The sequence below is a fragment of the Streptomyces sp. SID14478 genome (assembly GCF_010548525.1).
Classification (GTDB): Bacteria; Actinomycetota; Actinomycetes; order Streptomycetales; family Streptomycetaceae; genus Streptomyces.
The window spans coordinates 1-17,045 of the sequence record NZ_JAAGMG010000669.1; the positions used below are offsets into that span (position 1 = coordinate 1).

Sequence of the window (17,045 nt, forward strand, 5' to 3'; positions counted from 1 at the left end):
GCCCGAGTCCGCCGCCGCGCCCGGTGAGCTCGCCCCCCGCACTCCCCGCGCCGCCGGCCCACAGGGGCGCGGTCCGCACCCGGCTGACCTGCGGGGGAAGCGCGATCCAGCCCGCGTCCTCCTGCTCCTGGCTGCGGCTGAGCGCGTAGATGTCGAATTCGTGCTGCTCGAGCCCGCGCACGAGCCGGTCGCACCAGAGTCTGGCCTCACCGCTCACATACGGATAGCCACCCTCGGTCAGCAGTCCGATGCGCACGCGTACACCCCCGATCTCCCTTGTGGGGAGCCGCCGTTGACCCGGCGGCTCGCAGCGGGACGAACGTATGCGGACATGCCGGTGGTGCGATGGACGGTTGTCCATCGCACCACCAAAAGGGGTGAACGGTCGTAACTTTCCCGTGCGCGTGACGTTCTGTCGCGCTAAGAGATCAATCCGCTACGGAACGCTACGGAGTGTCAATCCTTGGGATACACCCAGGGGTTGGGCTTGCACGTGATCCCGTTGAACGTCAGGAACTTGGTCTGCTGCTGCATGACGGGCGCGAGCGCTCCGTCCTGTGAGCAGGTCACGTGGTTGAAGCCGAGCCGGTGACCGACCTCGTGGTTGATGAGCATCTGCCGGTAGGGGTGCATGGACTTGGCGCCGAGGACGTCGTCGTACGTCTTCGAACCCTGCGCCCAGCGATAGGCGTTGATCATCACGCGGTCGGTGGCGGCGGAGTCGCACGACACGTTGTCCTCGGTCGTGTCGAGCCCTGATTTGGCGCACCATTTGGCCGTGGTCCCCGGACTGGCCAGCGTGATCACGAACTTCGGCTGCCCCGAGGAGATCCGCTCGAAGGTGCGGTCGCCGTCGTGCGCCCAACTCCGCTTGTCGTTCAGGGTCTTCTGGACGGCCTCCGCGAACAGCTTGTCGTCGAGGCCGAGTCCCTTCTCCACGTCGATGCGGTAGCGGATCTTCTCCCCGCCGCCGGGCGCCTTGTCGAACCCGGGGACCGCCGCGAACTTCCCCGAGGCCGCCAGGTCCGCCGCGAGCGGGTACTTCTTGGTCATCTGCTGCTGGTACGTCAGCGGGGCGGCCTGCGCCGTCTTCCCCGGGGTGGCCCGGTCGTCGGAGCGCGAGGCCGAGTCGTCCTGGCCGCGCGCGCCGTCGGCGGCCTGCGCCCGCGCACTGCCCGAGCCGCCGTCCCCGTCCGTGACCTGTCCGGCGACGACGACGGCGAGCACGGTGGTGACGGCCGCGGCCGCGATGCCGGTGAAGGTGAGCCCCTTGCCCCGCTTGCCGCGCTCCTCGTCCGGCTCCACCGAAAGGCTCTGCGCGGGCGGCGGCCCTTCGTCGTCCCAGTCCGTCACGGCGGCATACGGGTCCCCGGAGTCGGCACCGGCGTCTGCGTCTGCGTCGGTGCCGGTTTTGGCGCCGGCGCCGTCAAAGGCGTCGACGTACTCCTGACGGGGCCTCGGCCGCGGCACCAGCGGAGGTCCGGTGGGTGCGACGAAGCCGCGCCCCTCGCTCTCGTGACCGGCGGCCTCGCCCCAGCCGCCGCCCGGTTCCCGCTGTTCGGGGTGGCCGCCGCGGACGCGGGGCTCACCGGGGCGGGCCGGTGTGTGCGCGGGCACCTCGGCGGCCGCCCTGCGGCGACGCCCGGAGCCCGGCTGCGCCGGTTCGTGCACCGCGGGCGGTGCGGGTATGTCGGCGGTGTCGCTGTTGTCCGCCTGTCCGATGCGGCTGTGCCGTCCCACTTGGCCGCCTCAGCTCCCCAGTTCGTTACTGCTCGCGGCCGTGTCACTCGACGCCCCGAGGTCGTGCTGTCCGTGCAATGTCCCGCCGTTCAACGTTGCGGTGTCGGCCAGGAGTTCCCGGAACGCCGTCGCGACCGTCTCCGGGTACTCCATCATCGCGACGTGGCCCGCGTCCGGCAGGGTCAGCAAGCGGGAGTCTCGGAAGGTGCGCGCCGCGCGCGCCGCCATCCGGTACGAGACCAGCAGGTCACGCCCCCCGTAGACGAGCAGCGTCGGCGCGAGCACCCGCTCGGCCTGACGCCACAGGCCGTGCTGGCCGCCGAGCGTGTACGCGTTCACCACGCCGCGCGCGGAACGGGCCATCGCGTCCCAGAAATAAGGGAGTTCGAGCCGGCGCTCCATCTCCTCCACCGCGGCCCGGAAGCCCTCGGGCGTGACCCGGTGCGGGTCGCCGTAGCACAGGGCGGTGACGCCGCGGACCCGCTGCTCCGGCGTCCACTCCTTGGTCAGCCGCGTGAAGAGGGCGGCGACACCGGGAAGGGCGAGCAGTCCGGTCGGCAGCGCGGTGCGCTGCACCCGGATCTCGGGCAGGGCCGGCGACACCAGCGTCAGCGTCCGCACGAGATCGGGGCGCACGGCGGCGACGCGCGTGGCGACGGCGCCGCCCAGCGAGTTCCCGACGAGGTGGACGGGGGCGCGGCCCTGCGCGTCCAGGTAACGGATGACGGCGCGCGCGTGCCCCGTCACCGAGTAGTCGCCGTCGTCCGGCGGCGGTGAGTCGCCGAACCCGGGCAGATCGAGGGCCTCGCCGTCGACACTGTCCTCGAGCAGGGGCATCAGCGCCGACCAGTTCTGCGAGGAGCCGCCGAGCCCGTGGACGTACAGCGCGGGCGGCAGCCCTTCGCGCGTGCCGGGCCGCGACCGGACCGACAGGGTGATCCCGGGCAGACCGACCGAGCGCAACCGCTCGCCCTCCGCGACCTTGACGGTGCCCGGCTTGGGCACCGCGGCGGCGATGGCGGGAGGCACGCGCGGCGAATCGGTCGAAGGCATGCGGCATATGTTACGAGACGATCACGCAGTGGTTCGTGTGTTCGCCATCACAGATCGCACACAGCTCTGCCCATGGCTCACGGGCCGCGCGCCCTCCCGTCCACCAGGAGATCGCATAGCGCCCCGTTCGGGTGTCTCCTAGGCTCGATATCGGGGCACCCGCCCACGAACGAACAGTGAGGAAGGGAGCCACTGATGACGGTCGACCCCCGCGACCCCGACACCTTCGCCGAGACCGAGCCTCCGCAGATCGACGTGGAGGCCCCGGAGGCGGACGCCGCCGAGCAGCTCACGGAGCTCGCCCCCGAGCAGGACGACGTACCGTCCGATGCGGCCGATCCGGACGGCGCGAACGAGGCGGACCGTGCGGAACAGGCCCGGGTCGTCGCCCTCGACGAGGACGACTATCGGTGACGGCTGCGACGGCCGCGGCCAGAGGCGCGGCGGTATGCGCCGCTTTGGGCACGTAGGCGTGGCGCGCGCGGCTTTCACAGCCGCCCGGTCCGTGAAATTGTGCGTTCGCACCGCGCACATCCTGGTTACCCAAAAGTACGATGACGGCGCGGCGCACACCGCGCACGGACAATTTTGGGAGGCGGCGTGACAGCCATCGAGCAGACGGAGGCAGCGCGCCCCAAGGGCACTCGCCTGCCGCGCCGGGCCCGACGCAATCAGCTTCTGGGCGCGGCCCAGGAGGTTTTCGTCGCGCAGGGGTACCACGCGGCCGCGATGGACGACATCGCCGAGCGGGCCGGGGTCAGCAAGCCCGTGCTCTACCAGCACTTCCCGGGCAAGCTGGAGCTCTACCTGGCCCTGCTCGACCAGCACTGCGAGTCCCTGCTCCAGTCGGTCCGCACGGCCCTCGCCTCCACGACGGACAACAAGCAGCGCGTGCAGGCGACCATGGACGCCTATTTCGCGTACGTGCAGGACGAGGGCGGCGCGTTCCGGCTCGTCTTCGAGTCGGACCTGACGAACGAACCGGCGGTGCGCGAGCGCGTCGACCGGGTCAGCCTGCAGTGCGCCGAGGCCATCTCGGACGTGATCGCCGAGGACACCGGGCTGTCCAAGGACGAGTCGATGCTGCTGGCCGTGGCCCTCGGCGGCGTCTCGCAGGTCGTGGCGCGCTACTGGCTGTCCAGCGAGAGCCCGGTCCCGCGCGACAAGGCGGTCCAGCTGCTGACCTCGCTGGCCTGGCGGGGCATCGCCGGGTTCCCGCTGCACGGCGCGGAGCAGCACTGAGCCCCGTCAGACCCTCCCGCACTTTTGTTCCCCCCGGCTGTTCGCTCTTGGCGTGCAGCCGGGGCGCCGGGACCCTCGCCTCACCGGGCTAATGTTTGCTGCGTACGGCGCGCGGTCTTCCGCGCACATCACGGATCGTCGGAGGGACAAGGCCGTGGAGGTCAAGATCGGCGTGCTGCACACGCCCCGCGAGATCGTTCTGGAGAGCGGCCAGTCCGCCGAGGAGGTCGAGAGCGCGGTGTCCGCGGCGCTGTCCGGCAAGACGCAGCTGCTCTCCCTGACGGACGAGAAGGGCCGCAAGGTACTGGTTCCGGCCGAACGCCTCGCGTACGTGGAGCTCGGTGAGCCGTCGGTGCGCAAGGTGGGCTTCGGCCCCCTGTAGAGCTCCGCGGCAAGCAGAAACAGCTCAGCACAGCACAAGTGCACGGAAGGGCCTGACGGCAGTTCGCCGTCAGGCCCTTTCGCGTGCACCAAGCCCTGCCGACGCACACACGGCGAGCACAGTGAATGCACACGGGGAGGATTGCGTTCCGGGTGCCAGGGGTACACCGGCTACGACCGATTTGCACCCACTGGCCGCGCGGGAGGGACCCTCACCATGCTTCTTGAAGCTCTTGGCTCCGCACTGCTCGGCATGGCCCTCGCGTGGGCCGCCGAGCTGCGCCTGCCGCACCGTCTTCCGTCGCGCACGCTCGTGCTGCCGACCGGAATCGCGGGCGCCTTGTTCGGAGCGTTCGTCACCCACAGCTCACTCGGCCCCGGCCATGTGATCGCCACACTCGCCGGTGCCCTCGTGATGGCGGTGGCGCTGCTGTCGCTGCTGCTCCGCCCCACGCGGGGCAGAGCACGTCAGCTCACCGCGAACTAGCCGGACACGGTCCGACGACCGCGAACTGACCGGGCACGGGCCGGTGACCGCGAACTAGCGGCGCGGTCCGCTCCGGCTCAAGCGGCCAGGCCCAGCGCGGCCATCCGCTTGGTGTGCGCCTCCGTGATCCGGGAGAACATCCGGCCGACCTCGGCCAGGTCGAACCCGTCGGCCACGCCTCCGACCAGCATCGTCGACAGCGCGTCGCGGTCGGCGACCACCCGCTGCGACTGGGACAGGGCCTCGCCCATCAGGCGGCGGGCCCACAGGGCGAGGCGGCCGCCCACGCGCGGATCGGCGTCGATCGCCGCACGCACCTTCTCCACGGCGAACGAGGCGTGGCCGGTGTCGTCGAGCACGGCGAGGACCAGGGAGCGGGTGTCCGAGTCGAGGCGGGCCGCGACCTCCCGGTAGAAGTCGGACGCGATCGAGTCGCCGACGTACGCCTTGACCAGGCCCTCCAGCCAGTCCGACGGAGCGGTCTGCTTGTGGAAGCCGTCGAGCGCCTCGACGAACGGGTCCATCGCCGCGACCGGCTCCGCGCCGACCGCCGAGAGCCGGTCGCGCAACTGCTCGAAGTGGTGGAACTCGGCGGAGGCCATCTTGGCCAGCTCCGCCTTGTCGCCCAGCGTCGGCGCCAGCTTGGCGTCCTCCGCGAGCCGCTCGAAGGCCGCCAGCTCCCCGTACGCGAGCGCCCCGAGCAGGTCGACGACCGCGGCGCGGTAGTGCTCGTCGGCGGACGCGGTGGCCCAGTCCTGGGCGGCGATGCCCGTCGCGGCGGGGGTCTGTGCGGCGGCCGGCGTGGCGTTGTCAGGCGTCTCCATGAAGCGCACAATAGCCCGCTCGCCGCTCCGCGTAAGTCCCTGGTCAAGGAGTGTGACGACGGCTACGTGACCAATTCGGCCGTCGCACATGCGCGTTTCCGGGGTATGGTGGTAAAGAGCCCGCCGAGTGCAAGCCTGATTACTGGTGCTTGCGCGCACATGCGGCGGGCCTCACGAATGAGGATGCCCGGTCGGTGGCCCGATCGGCTCCGACCCGACAGCCCTCCGGCTCGTACGTCAGGCGACGCACGGCACGAGGAGGGGCCCCCTCAGCGGCACGAGCGCTCGAGCGTCGGCAGTGGTCCCGCGCCACCCGGTCCACCCGCAGCAGCGGTTCGAGACCGGCGTACCAACGGCACGGCACTGGCACGGTCACGACCCCCGCGTTCGCCTCGTACCGCACCTCACAGAAGAGGCAACACCCTGACTACGCAGACTTCGACTTTTCGTCAGCTCGGAATCCTTCCCGAGACCGCCGAGGCCCTGGAGGCCGTCGGCATCATCAACCCCTTCCCGATCCAGGAGATGACCCTCCCCGTCGCCCTCTCGGGCACGGACGTCATCGGCCAGGCCAAGACCGGCACGGGCAAGACCCTCGGTTTCGGCCTGCCGCTCCTGGAGCGCGTCACCGTCCCCGCGGACGTCGAGGCGGGCCGGGCCAAGCCCGAGCAGCTGACCGACGCCCCGCAGGCGCTCGTCGTCGTACCGACGCGCGAGCTGTGCACGCAGGTGACCAATGACCTTCTGACCGCCGGCAAGGTGCGCAACGTGCGCGTCCTCGCCATATATGGCGGTCGCGCCTACGAGCCCCAGGTCGAGGCCCTCAAGAAGGGCGTCGACGTGATCGTCGGCACCCCAGGCCGCCTTCTCGACCTGGCCGGCCAGAAGAAGCTCAACCTCTCGCACGTGAAGGCGCTCGTCCTCGACGAGGCCGACGAGATGCTCGACCTGGGCTTCCTGCCCGACGTCGAGAAGATCATCAACCTGCTTCCGGCGAAGCGTCAGACGATGCTGTTCTCGGCCACGATGCCGGGCGCCGTCATCGGCCTCGCCCGCCGTTACATGTCGCAGCCCACGCACATCCGCGCCGCGGCGCCGGACGACGAGGGCAAGACGGTCGCGAACACCAAGCAGCACGTCTACCGCGCGCACAACATGGACAAGCCCGAGATGGTCTCGCGCATCCTGCAGGCCGACGGCCGCGGGCTCGCGATGATCTTCTGCCGTACGAAGCGGACCGCCGCGGACATCGCGGAGCAGCTGCAGAAGCGCGGCTTCGCCTCCGGCGCCGTCCACGGTGACCTCGGGCAGGGAGCGCGCGAGCAGGCGCTGCGCGCGTTCCGCAACGGCAAGGTCGACGTGCTGGTGTGCACCGACGTCGCCGCGCGCGGCATCGACGTCGAGGGCGTCACGCACGTCATCAACTACCAGTCCCCGGAGGACGAGAAGACGTACCTCCACCGCATCGGCCGCACCGGCCGCGCGGGCAAGAAGGGGATCGCGATCACGCTGGTCGACTGGGACGACATCCCGCGCTGGCAGCTGATCAACAAGGCGCTGGAGCTGAACTTCAACGACCCGGTCGAGACGTACTCGTCCTCGCCGCACCTCTACGAGGAGCTCAGCATCCCGGCCGGCACCAAGGGTGTGCTGCCGCGCTCGGAGCGCACGCGCGCCGGGCTCGGGGCCGAGCAGATCGAGGACCTGGGCGAGACCGGTGGCCGGGGCGCTTCGTCGCGCGGCGGCCGCGGTGGACGTCCCTCGCAGGACCGCGACCGTGGTGGCCGGGGTCCCGACAGGGACCGGGACCGCGACAGGGACAGGGACAGGGACCAGGAGCGTTCCGCCCGTACGCCGCGGCGCCGTCGCCGCACGCGCAACGGTGAGCCGGTCGCCGCGGAGGCGGCTGCCACTCCCGTGACGCAGGCCGCTCCCGTCACTCCGGTCACGCCCGTCGCCGACGAGGCCGCCGAGACGCGGACGCCGCGTCGTCGGCGCCGTACCCGTGGTGGTGGCCAGGGCGCTCCCGCGGCCGAGGCCGTCGTCGAGACGGTCGAGACCGTCGTCGCGCCGGTGGCCGAGCCGGTGGTCGAGGCCGAGGCTCCGGCCGCGCCGCGCCGTCGTACGCGTAAGAAGGCCGAGGCCGTGGTGGACACGGTCGAGGCCGCCGCCCCCGTCGCGGAGCCCGTCGAGGCCGAGGCCCCGGCAGCACCTCGTCGTCGTACGCGTAAGAAGGCCGAGGCCGTGGTGGACACGGTCGAGGCCGTCGAAGCGGTCGAGGCGAAGCCGAAGCGGACCCGCAAGAAGGCCGTCGCCGCCGCCCCGGTCGAGGAGACCGCGGACGTCGTCGAGACCAAGCCGAAGCGGGCCCGCAAGAAGGCCGAGCCGGTCGTCGACGCCCCGGCGGAAGCCTCCGTCGAGGCCGCCGAGGCCAAGCCGAAGCGCACCCGCAAGAAGGCCGCGGAGGCTGTCGTCGACACGGTCGAGGCCGTCGAGGCGAAGCCGAAGCGCACGCGCAAGAAGGCCGTCGCCGCCGCCCCGGTCGAGGAGACCGCGGACGCCGCCGAGACCAAGCCCAAGCGGACCCGCAAGAAGGCCGTCGCCGCCGCTCCGGCGGAGGCACCCGCCGCCGAGGCGAAGCCGAAGCGCACCCGCAAGAAGGCCGCGGCGAGCACCGCCGACGCCGCCGAGGCCTGATCCTCACCGCGTCGCAAGGCCCGGATCCCGCACTGCGGGGTCCGGGCCTTCGTCGTGCCCCCTTCGGGCGCCCGTCACCCGCGCCACGTAATCTCACCGCATGAGCAGGCCCCCGACCTTCACGCCGCCGCCCGGCACCCGTGCCCATGTCCTGCACACCGCCCGGGGCGACTTCGCCGCGCTGATGGGTGAGCCCGACTCCGGTCGCGTGCGGGGCACCGCGCTGCTGCTGCCGGGGTTCACCGGGAGCAAGGAGGACTTCATCGCGCTGCACGGTGCGTTGAGCGCGGCCGGGTACCGCAGCGTCGCCGTCGACGGGCGGGGCCAGTACGAGACGCCGGGCCCCGCGGACGACGAACGCCCTTACGCACAAGGCGAGTTGGCGCAGGACGTGCTGGCCCAGGCCGCCGCGCTCGGCCCCGCGAAGGTGCATCTGCTCGGGCACTCGCTGGGCGGGCTGATCGCGCGTGCCGCGGTGCTCGCGGACCCGGCGCCCTTCGCGTCCCTGACGCTGATGGCATCGGGCCCGGCGGCCGTGTCGGAGCCCCAGCAGCAGCGCGTCAAGCTGCTCCGGGACGCCCTCGCCGCGCTCGACATGGCGCAGGTGTGGGAGGCCATCCAGGCGCTGGAGGCCGCGGAGGGCGCCGAGGACGTCATCGCCGTACGGGACGACGGGGAGGATCTGCGGCGGCGCTGGATGAGCGGCAGCCCGGCCCAGCTCATCGCCACCGGACGCCAGTTGTGCGGCGAACCCGACCGGGTCGACGAGCTGGCCGCGCTCGCGCTGCCCGTGCACGTGCTGTCCGGGGAGCGCGACGAGGTCTGGCCCGTACCGCTGCTCGACGAGATGGCGCGGCGCCTGGGCGCCGAGCGGACGGTCGTGGCGGGGGCGGAGCACTCCCCCAACACCGACCGGCCCCACGAGACGGCCGTCGCCCTCGCCGCGTTCTGGGACCGGCACCCCGCGTAGGGCGTGCCGGACAGCCCTGCGGCCCGGGTCAGATCTGGAACTGGGTCTGCAGGTGCGCCCAGAACCCGTCGCGCAGCGCCCGCCGCAGGTCCGGCTGGCCGCGCAGGGAGTACTGGAGCAGCCCCTCCGCCTCGACCAGCAGGTCCTGGTCGACGGGGCCCGGCAGATAAGGATGGCCGGGCAGCACCTCGGCGAGCTTCTCCCGGCCGCGCTCGCCGAGCCACTGCGCCGCGATCTGCGCCCCGACGAACCGGACCTGCTCGCGGGTGGGGCGCGGCGCCTCCACGCTCTCGTACGACGTGCTCGCGCGGCGGGACACGTACGGCTTGAAGAAGTCGAGGTCGAGGGTGCGCTGGCTGTCGACCTCCCACAGCAGCGGCTCGGCCTGGTTGCGCCCCTCGGGCGCCTCGATGCCCCAGAGGTGGACACGGGCGCCGTAGCCCTGGGCGGCCTCGACCGCGGAGACGAGGTCCTCGTCGCCGCCGAGCAGGGCCGCGTCGCTGATCGCGCGGTGCCGGGCGAGGGACTCCAGGTCGCTGCGGATCAGGGAGTCGACGCCCTTCTGCTGGTTGTTGGCGTTCAGGTTGCCGAGGCGGACCTTGACGTCGGGCAGTTCGGCGATCGACTGCTGCTCGGTGGTGTGGATGCGGCGGCGGGCGCCGTCGTACCAGTAGACGCGCAGCAGCCTGCTGTCCGCGAAGATCGTCCGGGCCTTGTCGATCAGGGAGTCGATGAGCCCCTCGGCGTCCAGATCGAAGGCGCGGCGGTCCTCCGTGCCCGCGACGAGGCGGCCCGCCGCCGCGTACAGATAGCCGGCGTCGACGAAGATCGCGTGCGTCGACGGCGTCTTCGCGACCTCCGCGAGCATCCGCCTGAGCAGGTCGTTCGTGGCGTCGAGACGGGCGCTGACGGCATCCAGGGAGCTGTGGTCGTTCATCGCCGCTCATTGTCCCGGGCGTCACGGCCCGTGCACAACCGATCCCACTACTCGCCAGTAATTAGGTTCTCGAAAATTTTCTTTAGCGTAGGGAATGTTTGCTGGGGGCAACTCGTTGTACCCATACAGAACGCGGGGCACTCTAGCCACGCAATCCACTCTTAACGGGCAGGCAACCGCCTGGCCGTACGGCGGGACGAGACTGTGTCCCGCACCAGCAGTTCTCCTTCAGGAGGATGACCAGACGAAGGGAGAAGCCATATGCGCTTCGAAATCATGCGACTGGACGACGTCGACGGCACGGCCGTGGACACCACCGTCGTGGACGCCGCCTCCGTCAATCGGATCGTTCAGCAGGCCGCCGCCATCGGGCAGCGCCTCTACATCCGCCCGGCCGAGTTCCTCGGCCTCGTAACGGCCGGCGACTCACCACACTTCGAAGCCCCCGTACGCAGAGCGCGTACGGGGGCTTCGCGCGTGCGCGAGGGTCAGCTGCCCTGGATCACCTGGGTCACGCCGTTGATGATCTGCTGCACGGCGATCGCCGAGAGCATCATGCCCGCGAGCCGGGTCACCAGGACCACGCCGCCGTCCTTGATGACGCGGATGATCACCAGCGAGTAGCGCATCACCACCCACAGGACCACGTGGATGGCGACGATCGCCGTCCAGACGGAGAGCTGCGTCGCGAAGGAGTGCGCCTTCTGCACGGCCAGGATGACCGAGACGATCGCGCCGGGCCCGGCGAGCAGCGGCATGCCGAGCGGTACGAGGGCGACGTTCACGTCCTTCGTCTGCTGGGGCTCGTCGGTCTTGCCGGTGAGCAGGTCGAGTGCGATGAGCAGGAGCAGCAGACCGCCCGCGATCATCAGGGCCGGCACGGAGACGTGCAGGTAGTTCAGGATCTGGTGGCCGAGGACACCGAAGACGGCGATGACGCCGAAGGCGACACAGACGGCCTGGAAGGCCATGCGCTTTTGCACCTTGGCGGGACGGCCCGCGGTCAGGGCGAGGAAGATCGGGGTGATTCCGGGGGGATCCATGATCACGAAAAGCGTGAGGAAAAGGGATCCGAAGACGGCGACGTCGAACACAGTGAGGGCTTGCCTTGCGGGAGGTGAGCGGAAAGAGGGGGTACGGGCGGACGCGCGCGGAAGGCGTCGTCAGGCGCGGTGTCCACCGGCGCCCGGCACCGGGAAGGCTCCCGTGGCGCGGCGCGTGATCTCCCCGTAGACCTCGGGGTCGGTGGTGTACTCGCCGAGCACGCAGGTCTTGCGGCTGCCGTGGTAGTCCGAGGAGCCGGTGGTCAGCAGGCCGACGTCGGCGGCGAGACCACGCAGCCGCTCGCGGGTGGGGGCGTCGTGGTCCATGTGGTCGACCTCGATGCCGTCGAGGCCCGCCTCGGCCAGCTTGGCGAGCGACGCCTCGGGGACGGTGCGGCCGCGCTTGGCGGCACCCGGGTGTGCGAACACGGTGACCCCGCCGGCGGCCTTGACCAGGCGGATCGCCTCGAACGGGTCGGTCTCGTGCTTGTCGACGTACGCGCGGGCGCCGTCGGCCAGCCAGTCCTGCGTGAAGGCGTCGGAGACCGTCGGCACGACACCGAGCTCCACCAGCGCGGAGGCGATGTGCGGGCGGCCGACCGAGCCGTCCCCGGCGATCCGGGCGACCTGCTCCCAGGTGACCGGGACGCCCAGCCCGTTCAGCCTGGCGATCATGGCCTTGGCACGCGGCACCCGGTCGTCGCGGACCAGCTCGCGCTCGGCGAGCAGGGCCGGCTCCTCCGGGTCGAAGAGGTACGCCAGCATGTGCAGGCCCACGCCGTCGAGGCGGCAGGAGAGCTCCGCGCCGGTGACGAGGGTCAGGCCTTCGGAGAGTGCGGCGATCGCCTCGGCATGGCCGCGGGTGGTGTCGTGATCGGTGAGCGCCACGACGTCCAGACCGCAGGCGGCGGCGCCGCGCACCAGCTCGGCGGGGCTGTCCGTGCCGTCGGAAGCGGTGGAGTGGGTGTGCAGGTCGATGCGCACGGCTGCGTACTCCAGGCTCGGACGGGGGCTGCCGGCGGCGGACCGGCACAGGGGGACGCTCAAGGATAACGGGGATTTCCACCGCCTCCGGTCACCACCGAAACCGCCTCCGGCCCCTTACCGGCCGGGCGGCCCGCCCCGCCGGGTCACTGCAGGATGCGCGGCGACAGCGCCCCGCACGGCAGCAGGTCGACCTCGGCGCCCGCGTCGCGCAGGTCCGTGAGCACCAGCTCGTCGTACATCAGCATGCCGGACTGCTCGGGCCACACGACCGCCCACAGCCACAGCCCGCGCGCCTCGCCCGCGAAGACGGCCCGGTCGTCCGGGGCCCCCGATACGTGCCACAGCGGAGTCGGCCGGCCGGCCGCGAGAACCTTGGCCTGCGGCGGCCCCGCGACGTCCATGTACGCGCCCGGGTCGGGGCCGTCGATGCCCGCGTACCGCGCGCCGAGCCCGACTCCCAGCTCCTCGGCGACGAGCACCAGTTCACCGATGCCGCCGAGCGGTCCGGGGCCCGAGCAGGCGACGGCGGTGGCACGGCCGCCGGTGCGGTCGTCCCCCGCGTTGGCGACGCCGGTAAAGAGCCAGCCGAGGGGCAGCGGCCACGGCATCCAGACCGGTACCTGGGCGCGGTGCACCACGACACTGAGGGCCTCGACGCTGGGCGGGATCACGGGCTGCAGCGGATGCACGGTCCCGTGCACATCGCACTGCCAGGAGTCGGCAAAGAGGCCGGGAGCCCTGACCCGGCCACCACACTTCGGGCAACTGGGTTCGCCCCTCATAAGGCCCCACGGTCCTCCCCGTCCCGCGCCGCGTCAAGGACGATCACCCGTCCGGAGGGCGCCGCGGCGGGCCCAGCCGGCCGCCCGGACCTGGGGGGACGGTTCCGAGAGGACGGACAGGTATAGATGTAGCTTGCATTAATTAGCCCAGCTAACTTATTATGTGCATAAGCCAACGATCCGAGGAGCAGGAACAGGAGAGCAGGACATGAGCCACAGCAGTACAGGAGGTCCCGCCGAAGGGGACACGTTCGACGCAGGTGCGGGCAGCATCCTGCGTCAGCCGAAGGCGGTCTGGGCGACCGCCGGGGCATCCGTCGTCGCCTTCATGGGCATCGGCCTCGTCGACCCGATCCTGCCGTCGATCGCCAAGGGGCTACAGGCGACACCGAGTCAGGTCTCCCTGCTCTTCACCTCGTACTTCCTGATCACCGCCGTCGCGATGCTGGTGACCGGCTTCGTCTCCAGCCGCATCGGCGGCAAGAAGACCCTGCTCGCCGGCCTCGCGCTCGTCGTGGTCTTCGCGGCACTCGCCGGCACCTCGAACTCCGTCGGCGAGCTGGTCGGCTTCCGGGCCGGCTGGGGACTCGGCAACGCCCTGTTCGTGTCGACCGCGCTCGCGGTCATCGTCGGCGCCGCGGCCGGCGGTTCGGCCGCCGCGATCCTGCTGTACGAGTCCGCGCTGGGCCTGGGCATGGCGTGCGGGCCGCTGGTCGGCGCCCTGCTCGGCAACGCGAGCTGGCGCTACCCGTTCTTCGGCACCGCCGCTCTGATGGCCATCGGGTTCCTCGGCATCACGGCGTTCCTGAAGGAGCAGCCGAAGCCCGCGCGCAAGACGTCGATCCTCGACCCGATCAAGGCGCTCGGCCACGGCGGCCTCGCCTCCACGGCGATCTCGGCCTTCTTCTACAACTACACGTTCTTCACCGTGCTGGCCTTCACGCCGTTCGTGCTGAACATGACCCCGTACAAGTCCGGCGGCGTCTTCTTCGCCTGGGGCGTGCTGCTCGCCCTGTGCTCGGTGGTCGTCGCGCCGCGGCTGCAGGCACGGCTCGGCTCGCTGAAGGTGCTCGGCGGTTCGCTGGTGCTGCTCGCCGTGGACGTGCTCGTCCTCGGGTACGGCAACCACACCGCGGCCGTCGTCTGCACGATCCTGTCCGGCGCCTTCATCGGCGTGAACAACACCGTCTACACGGAGCTGGCGCTCGGCGTCTCGGACGCGCCGCGGCCCGTCGCCTCCGCCGGCTACAACTTCGTGCGGTGGTTCGCCGCCGCGGCCGCCCCGTTCTTCGCGCCGAAGATCGAGGAGTGGAGCAACATCCACATCCCGTTCGTCGTCGCCGCGGTCACGGCGGCGCTCGGCGCGGTCGTCGTCTGGGTGCGCCGCGGCGCACTCACCCACGAGGCCGAGGAACTGGAGCCGCAGCACGCGACCGAGGACGGCGTCACCGTCTTCGCCAACTAGTCAGCCGCACACCGGCTCAGTCGAGGGGTACGGACCTGCGCAGCGGATCGCGCAGGTCCGTCCCGCTGTCCAGCCATTTCTCCTGGAGCGCGGCCGCGCCGTGCACCCGCTTCCACGCCGCCTCGTTCTGTGTCATCGGCAACAGCGGCAGGAACCGTACGGGATCCAGCGGCGCGTCCAGTTCCAGGTCCTCGACCAGACCTCCCGGCTCGGCCACCAGTACGGAGGTGAACGGGGCGGCCGGCCACAGCGCCTCGCCCACGTCCAGCGAGGCGCCCGGCGCCACCACGACGCCCTCGACCTGCGGGGACGCGGCCAGCACGGCGAGCGGGCGGAGCACCTTGTCGGTGTCGGCGTGGCCCGCACGGACCGTCAGGACCAGTTCCGCGCGGGGCCCTTCGAGCGGGTCGGCGAGTGTCGCGGTGGGGTCGGACATCGGGGCCGCGGACATGCCGAGGGTCGCGTAACGCACCAGGTCACCGTCAGTGAAGCGCAGCACCTCGATCCGGTCCGTGCCGAGGAAGGTGACCGCCGCGCGCGCGTCCGGTGTCCCCAGGGCCGTGGTCAGCCGGGCCTCCACCAACGCCAGAACTTCTGCCATCCCGCGAGCATAGAACTCCCCCGCAACGGGTAAAGACGGGGATCGCTTCTTCAGTCGGCTGATAGTCTTGGCCGCTGGTCGGGATGGTTCGCAGTGCGTGCCCGCCGAGAGCCCGTCGAAGCTCTCCAGGACCCGACCCACAGACATCCCCCACGGGGGACCGGCCGGAGGAGGTGGGGCTGTCATGGATCGAAGTCGACCGTGCAGTATCACCCGTTCTTCCGGCCTCTAGGCCCGCATCTCTCAGAGCAGTCCGCAGTCGGCTGCTTCCCGGGCTGCCCGCGTACGCCGGAAGAGCGCTCCGTTTCCACCTGATCTTTCTGATCTTTCCGATCTGAATCAGTAAGCGAAGCCGCCCCGGCGTCGGTGCGGTGCTCCCCGCTTTGTGGACGTGCAGATGTCCCGTCGGCCAGGACGTCCTCATTCCGGGTAGTTCCACCCGCTCGCCGCGCGGCTCCCGCTCGCGAAGGAGCCTGCCCATGTCGATGATTCGCGACCTGCGTGCCGCCGTCCGTCCCTCGCTGCGCAAGGGCGTGGCCCCGTACGGCAGCGAGGCGCGTGCCTCGTACGACTCCACCCGGGACCCCTCGGCCGTCTCCGCCGTCGTCGACTGCGCCGTGTACCGCGACGGGGCCCGCGTCGCCTCGGACGCGTCCCCGGCGGGCCTCACGCCCCGTGAGGCCCGGCTCCAGGTGCGCCGCGAGGGCGGCTTCGCCTGGATCGGGCTGCACGAGCCGACCGAGGCCGAATTCTCGGGCATCGCCGCCGAGTTCGGGCTGCACCCGCTCGCCGTCGAGGACGCGGTCCACGCCCACCAGCGGCCCAAGCTGGAGCGGTACGACGACACGCTGTTCGCCGTCTTCAAGACCATCCACTACGTCGAGCACGCCGAGCTCACCGCGACCAGCGAGGTCGTCGAGACCGGCGAGGTCATGTGCTTCACCGGGCGGGACTTCTTCATCACCGTCCGGCACGGCGGCCAGGGCTCGCTGCGCGCCCTGCGCCACCGCCTCCAGGACGACCCGGAGCTGCTGTCCAAAGGGCCGAGCGCCGTGCTGCACGCCATCGCGGACCACGTCGTCGACGGGTACCTGGCGGTCGCCGACGCGATGCAGGACGACATCGACGAGGTCGAGACCGACGTCTTCTCGCAGACCGGCAAGGGGGCGCCGCGCGGCTCCGACGCCGGGCGCATCTACCAACTCAAGCGCGAGGTACTGGAGTTCAAGCGGGCCGTCGCCCCGCTGCGCCGTCCGCTGGCGTTGCTGAGCGAGCGGCCGATGCGGCTGATCGACCCGGACATCCAGAAGTACTTCCGGGACGTCGCCGACCACCTGGAGCGGGTGCAGGAGCAGGTCGTCGGCTTCGACGAACTGCTCAACTCGATCCTCCAGGCCAATCTCGCGCAGGCCTCCGTCGCCCAGAACGAGGACATGCGCAAGATCACCTCGTGGGCCGCGATCGTCGCCGTACCGACCATGGTGTGCGGCGTGTACGGCATGAACTTCGAGCACATGCCCGAACTGCACTGGCGGTTCGGCTACCCGCTCGTCCTCAGCGTCACCGTCGCCGCCTGTTTCGCGATCCACCGCACCCTGAAGCGCAACGGCTGGCTGTGAGCGGTGTCGCGGGCGCTCGCTAGGCTTGCCGCATGACGACTGCCGAACTGCTCGACGCCGCCCTCGTCGAGGAGGCCACCAAGAAGTCCGGGCTGATCTGGGTCCGCGGCGCGGCGGGCGTGGAGCGCGCCCTGTGGCACGTGTGGCACGAGGGCGCCGCGCACGTGGTGGGCGACGGGCCGGGCGAGCAGCCGCTGCCGGACCTCGTGGACGGCGG

At 71.2% G+C, this 17,045-nt stretch carries 17 protein-coding genes and 1 pseudogene; 9 read left to right on the forward strand and 9 right to left on the reverse strand.

Annotated features, from left to right (window positions below):
* The 3 genes from G3I40_RS22080 to G3I40_RS22090 all read right to left on the reverse strand — a co-directional run.
* A partial coding sequence (locus tag G3I40_RS22080; protein ID WP_164303868.1) for a DUF3492 domain-containing protein occupies positions 1–256 on the reverse strand: 256 nt, incomplete at its 3' end.
* A gap of 200 nt (positions 257–456) precedes the next feature.
* Positions 457–1,740, reverse strand: a complete 1,284-nt coding sequence (locus G3I40_RS22085; protein WP_343244994.1) for a DUF3152 domain-containing protein — start codon at positions 1,738–1,740, stop codon at positions 457–459.
* A 9-nt stretch (positions 1,741–1,749) separates the two neighbouring features.
* Entirely contained in the window at positions 1,750–2,793 is a 1,044-nt protein-coding gene (locus G3I40_RS22090) for an alpha/beta hydrolase (RefSeq protein ID WP_239091882.1), read from the reverse strand.
* Positions 2,794–2,988: 195 nt separating this feature from the next.
* On the opposite strand from G3I40_RS22090, the gene G3I40_RS22095 reads away from it, so the two are divergent.
* From G3I40_RS22095 to G3I40_RS22110, 4 genes are all read left to right on the forward strand, one after another.
* Positions 2,989–3,207 (forward strand): hypothetical protein, encoded by a 219-nt coding sequence (locus G3I40_RS22095; protein WP_164303869.1) that lies wholly within the window; start codon positions 2,989–2,991, stop codon positions 3,205–3,207.
* A 186-nt stretch (positions 3,208–3,393) separates the two neighbouring features.
* Positions 3,394–4,035, forward strand: a complete 642-nt coding sequence (locus G3I40_RS22100) for a TetR/AcrR family transcriptional regulator (protein WP_164303870.1) — start codon at positions 3,394–3,396, stop codon at positions 4,033–4,035.
* Positions 4,036–4,189: 154 nt separating this feature from the next.
* A complete protein-coding gene (locus tag G3I40_RS22105; RefSeq protein ID WP_343244995.1) occupies positions 4,190–4,417 on the forward strand; it encodes a DUF3107 domain-containing protein in 228 nt (75 codons plus the stop codon).
* A gap of 216 nt (positions 4,418–4,633) precedes the next feature.
* The gene (locus G3I40_RS22110) at positions 4,634–4,903 is read left to right on the forward strand and encodes a hypothetical protein (protein WP_164303872.1); all 270 of its coding nucleotides are present in this window, start codon (positions 4,634–4,636) and stop codon (positions 4,901–4,903) included.
* A gap of 77 nt (positions 4,904–4,980) precedes the next feature.
* Here the strand turns inward: G3I40_RS22110 and G3I40_RS22115 are convergent, their stop codons facing one another.
* The gene (locus tag G3I40_RS22115; RefSeq protein ID WP_164303873.1) at positions 4,981–5,727 is read right to left on the reverse strand and encodes a ferritin-like fold-containing protein; all 747 of its coding nucleotides are present in this window, start codon (positions 5,725–5,727) and stop codon (positions 4,981–4,983) included.
* A 525-nt stretch (positions 5,728–6,252) separates the two neighbouring features.
* Between G3I40_RS22115 and G3I40_RS22120 the strand changes: the two genes are divergently transcribed.
* Together G3I40_RS22120 and G3I40_RS22125 are read left to right on the forward strand one after the other, a co-directional pair.
* The gene (locus tag G3I40_RS22120; RefSeq protein ID WP_164303874.1) at positions 6,253–8,424 is read left to right on the forward strand and encodes a DEAD/DEAH box helicase; all 2,172 of its coding nucleotides are present in this window, start codon (positions 6,253–6,255) and stop codon (positions 8,422–8,424) included.
* A gap of 100 nt (positions 8,425–8,524) precedes the next feature.
* Positions 8,525–9,394 carry an alpha/beta hydrolase gene (locus G3I40_RS22125; protein ID WP_164303875.1) on the forward strand — a complete coding sequence of 290 codons (870 nt, stop codon included), beginning with the start codon at positions 8,525–8,527 and terminating at the stop codon, positions 9,392–9,394.
* Between the two features lie 28 nt (positions 9,395–9,422).
* Here the strand turns inward: G3I40_RS22125 and G3I40_RS22130 are convergent, their stop codons facing one another.
* The 4 genes from G3I40_RS22130 to G3I40_RS22145 form a co-directional block, all read right to left on the reverse strand.
* On the reverse strand, positions 9,423–10,331 hold the full coding sequence (locus tag G3I40_RS22130; RefSeq protein ID WP_164303876.1) for an NYN domain-containing protein: 909 nt from the start codon (positions 10,329–10,331) through the stop codon (positions 9,423–9,425).
* A 488-nt stretch (positions 10,332–10,819) separates the two neighbouring features.
* The gene (locus G3I40_RS22135; protein ID WP_164303877.1) at positions 10,820–11,425 is read right to left on the reverse strand and encodes a MarC family protein; all 606 of its coding nucleotides are present in this window, start codon (positions 11,423–11,425) and stop codon (positions 10,820–10,822) included.
* A gap of 69 nt (positions 11,426–11,494) precedes the next feature.
* A complete protein-coding gene (locus G3I40_RS22140) occupies positions 11,495–12,358 on the reverse strand; it encodes a PHP domain-containing protein (protein WP_164303878.1) in 864 nt (287 codons plus the stop codon).
* Positions 12,359–12,504: 146 nt separating this feature from the next.
* Positions 12,505–13,143 (reverse strand): DUF6758 family protein, encoded by a 639-nt coding sequence (locus G3I40_RS22145; RefSeq protein WP_164303879.1) that lies wholly within the window; start codon positions 13,141–13,143, stop codon positions 12,505–12,507.
* A gap of 208 nt (positions 13,144–13,351) precedes the next feature.
* On the opposite strand from G3I40_RS22145, the gene G3I40_RS22150 reads away from it, so the two are divergent.
* Positions 13,352–14,608 (forward strand): MFS transporter, encoded by a 1,257-nt coding sequence (locus G3I40_RS22150; protein ID WP_164303880.1) that lies wholly within the window; start codon positions 13,352–13,354, stop codon positions 14,606–14,608.
* Between the two features lie 16 nt (positions 14,609–14,624).
* Here G3I40_RS22150 and G3I40_RS22155 read toward each other — a convergent pair whose 3' ends face one another.
* On the reverse strand, positions 14,625–15,209 hold the full coding sequence (locus G3I40_RS22155; protein ID WP_164303881.1) for a suppressor of fused domain protein: 585 nt from the start codon (positions 15,207–15,209) through the stop codon (positions 14,625–14,627).
* A gap of 479 nt (positions 15,210–15,688) precedes the next feature.
* On the opposite strand from G3I40_RS22155, the gene G3I40_RS22160 reads away from it, so the two are divergent.
* Positions 15,689–16,828 carry a magnesium and cobalt transport protein CorA gene (locus tag G3I40_RS22160; RefSeq protein ID WP_164303882.1) on the forward strand — a complete coding sequence of 380 codons (1,140 nt, stop codon included), beginning with the start codon at positions 15,689–15,691 and terminating at the stop codon, positions 16,826–16,828.
* Between the two features lie 32 nt (positions 16,829–16,860).
* Positions 16,861–17,045: pseudogene (locus tag G3I40_RS22165) on the forward strand (hypothetical protein); the annotation flags it as partial.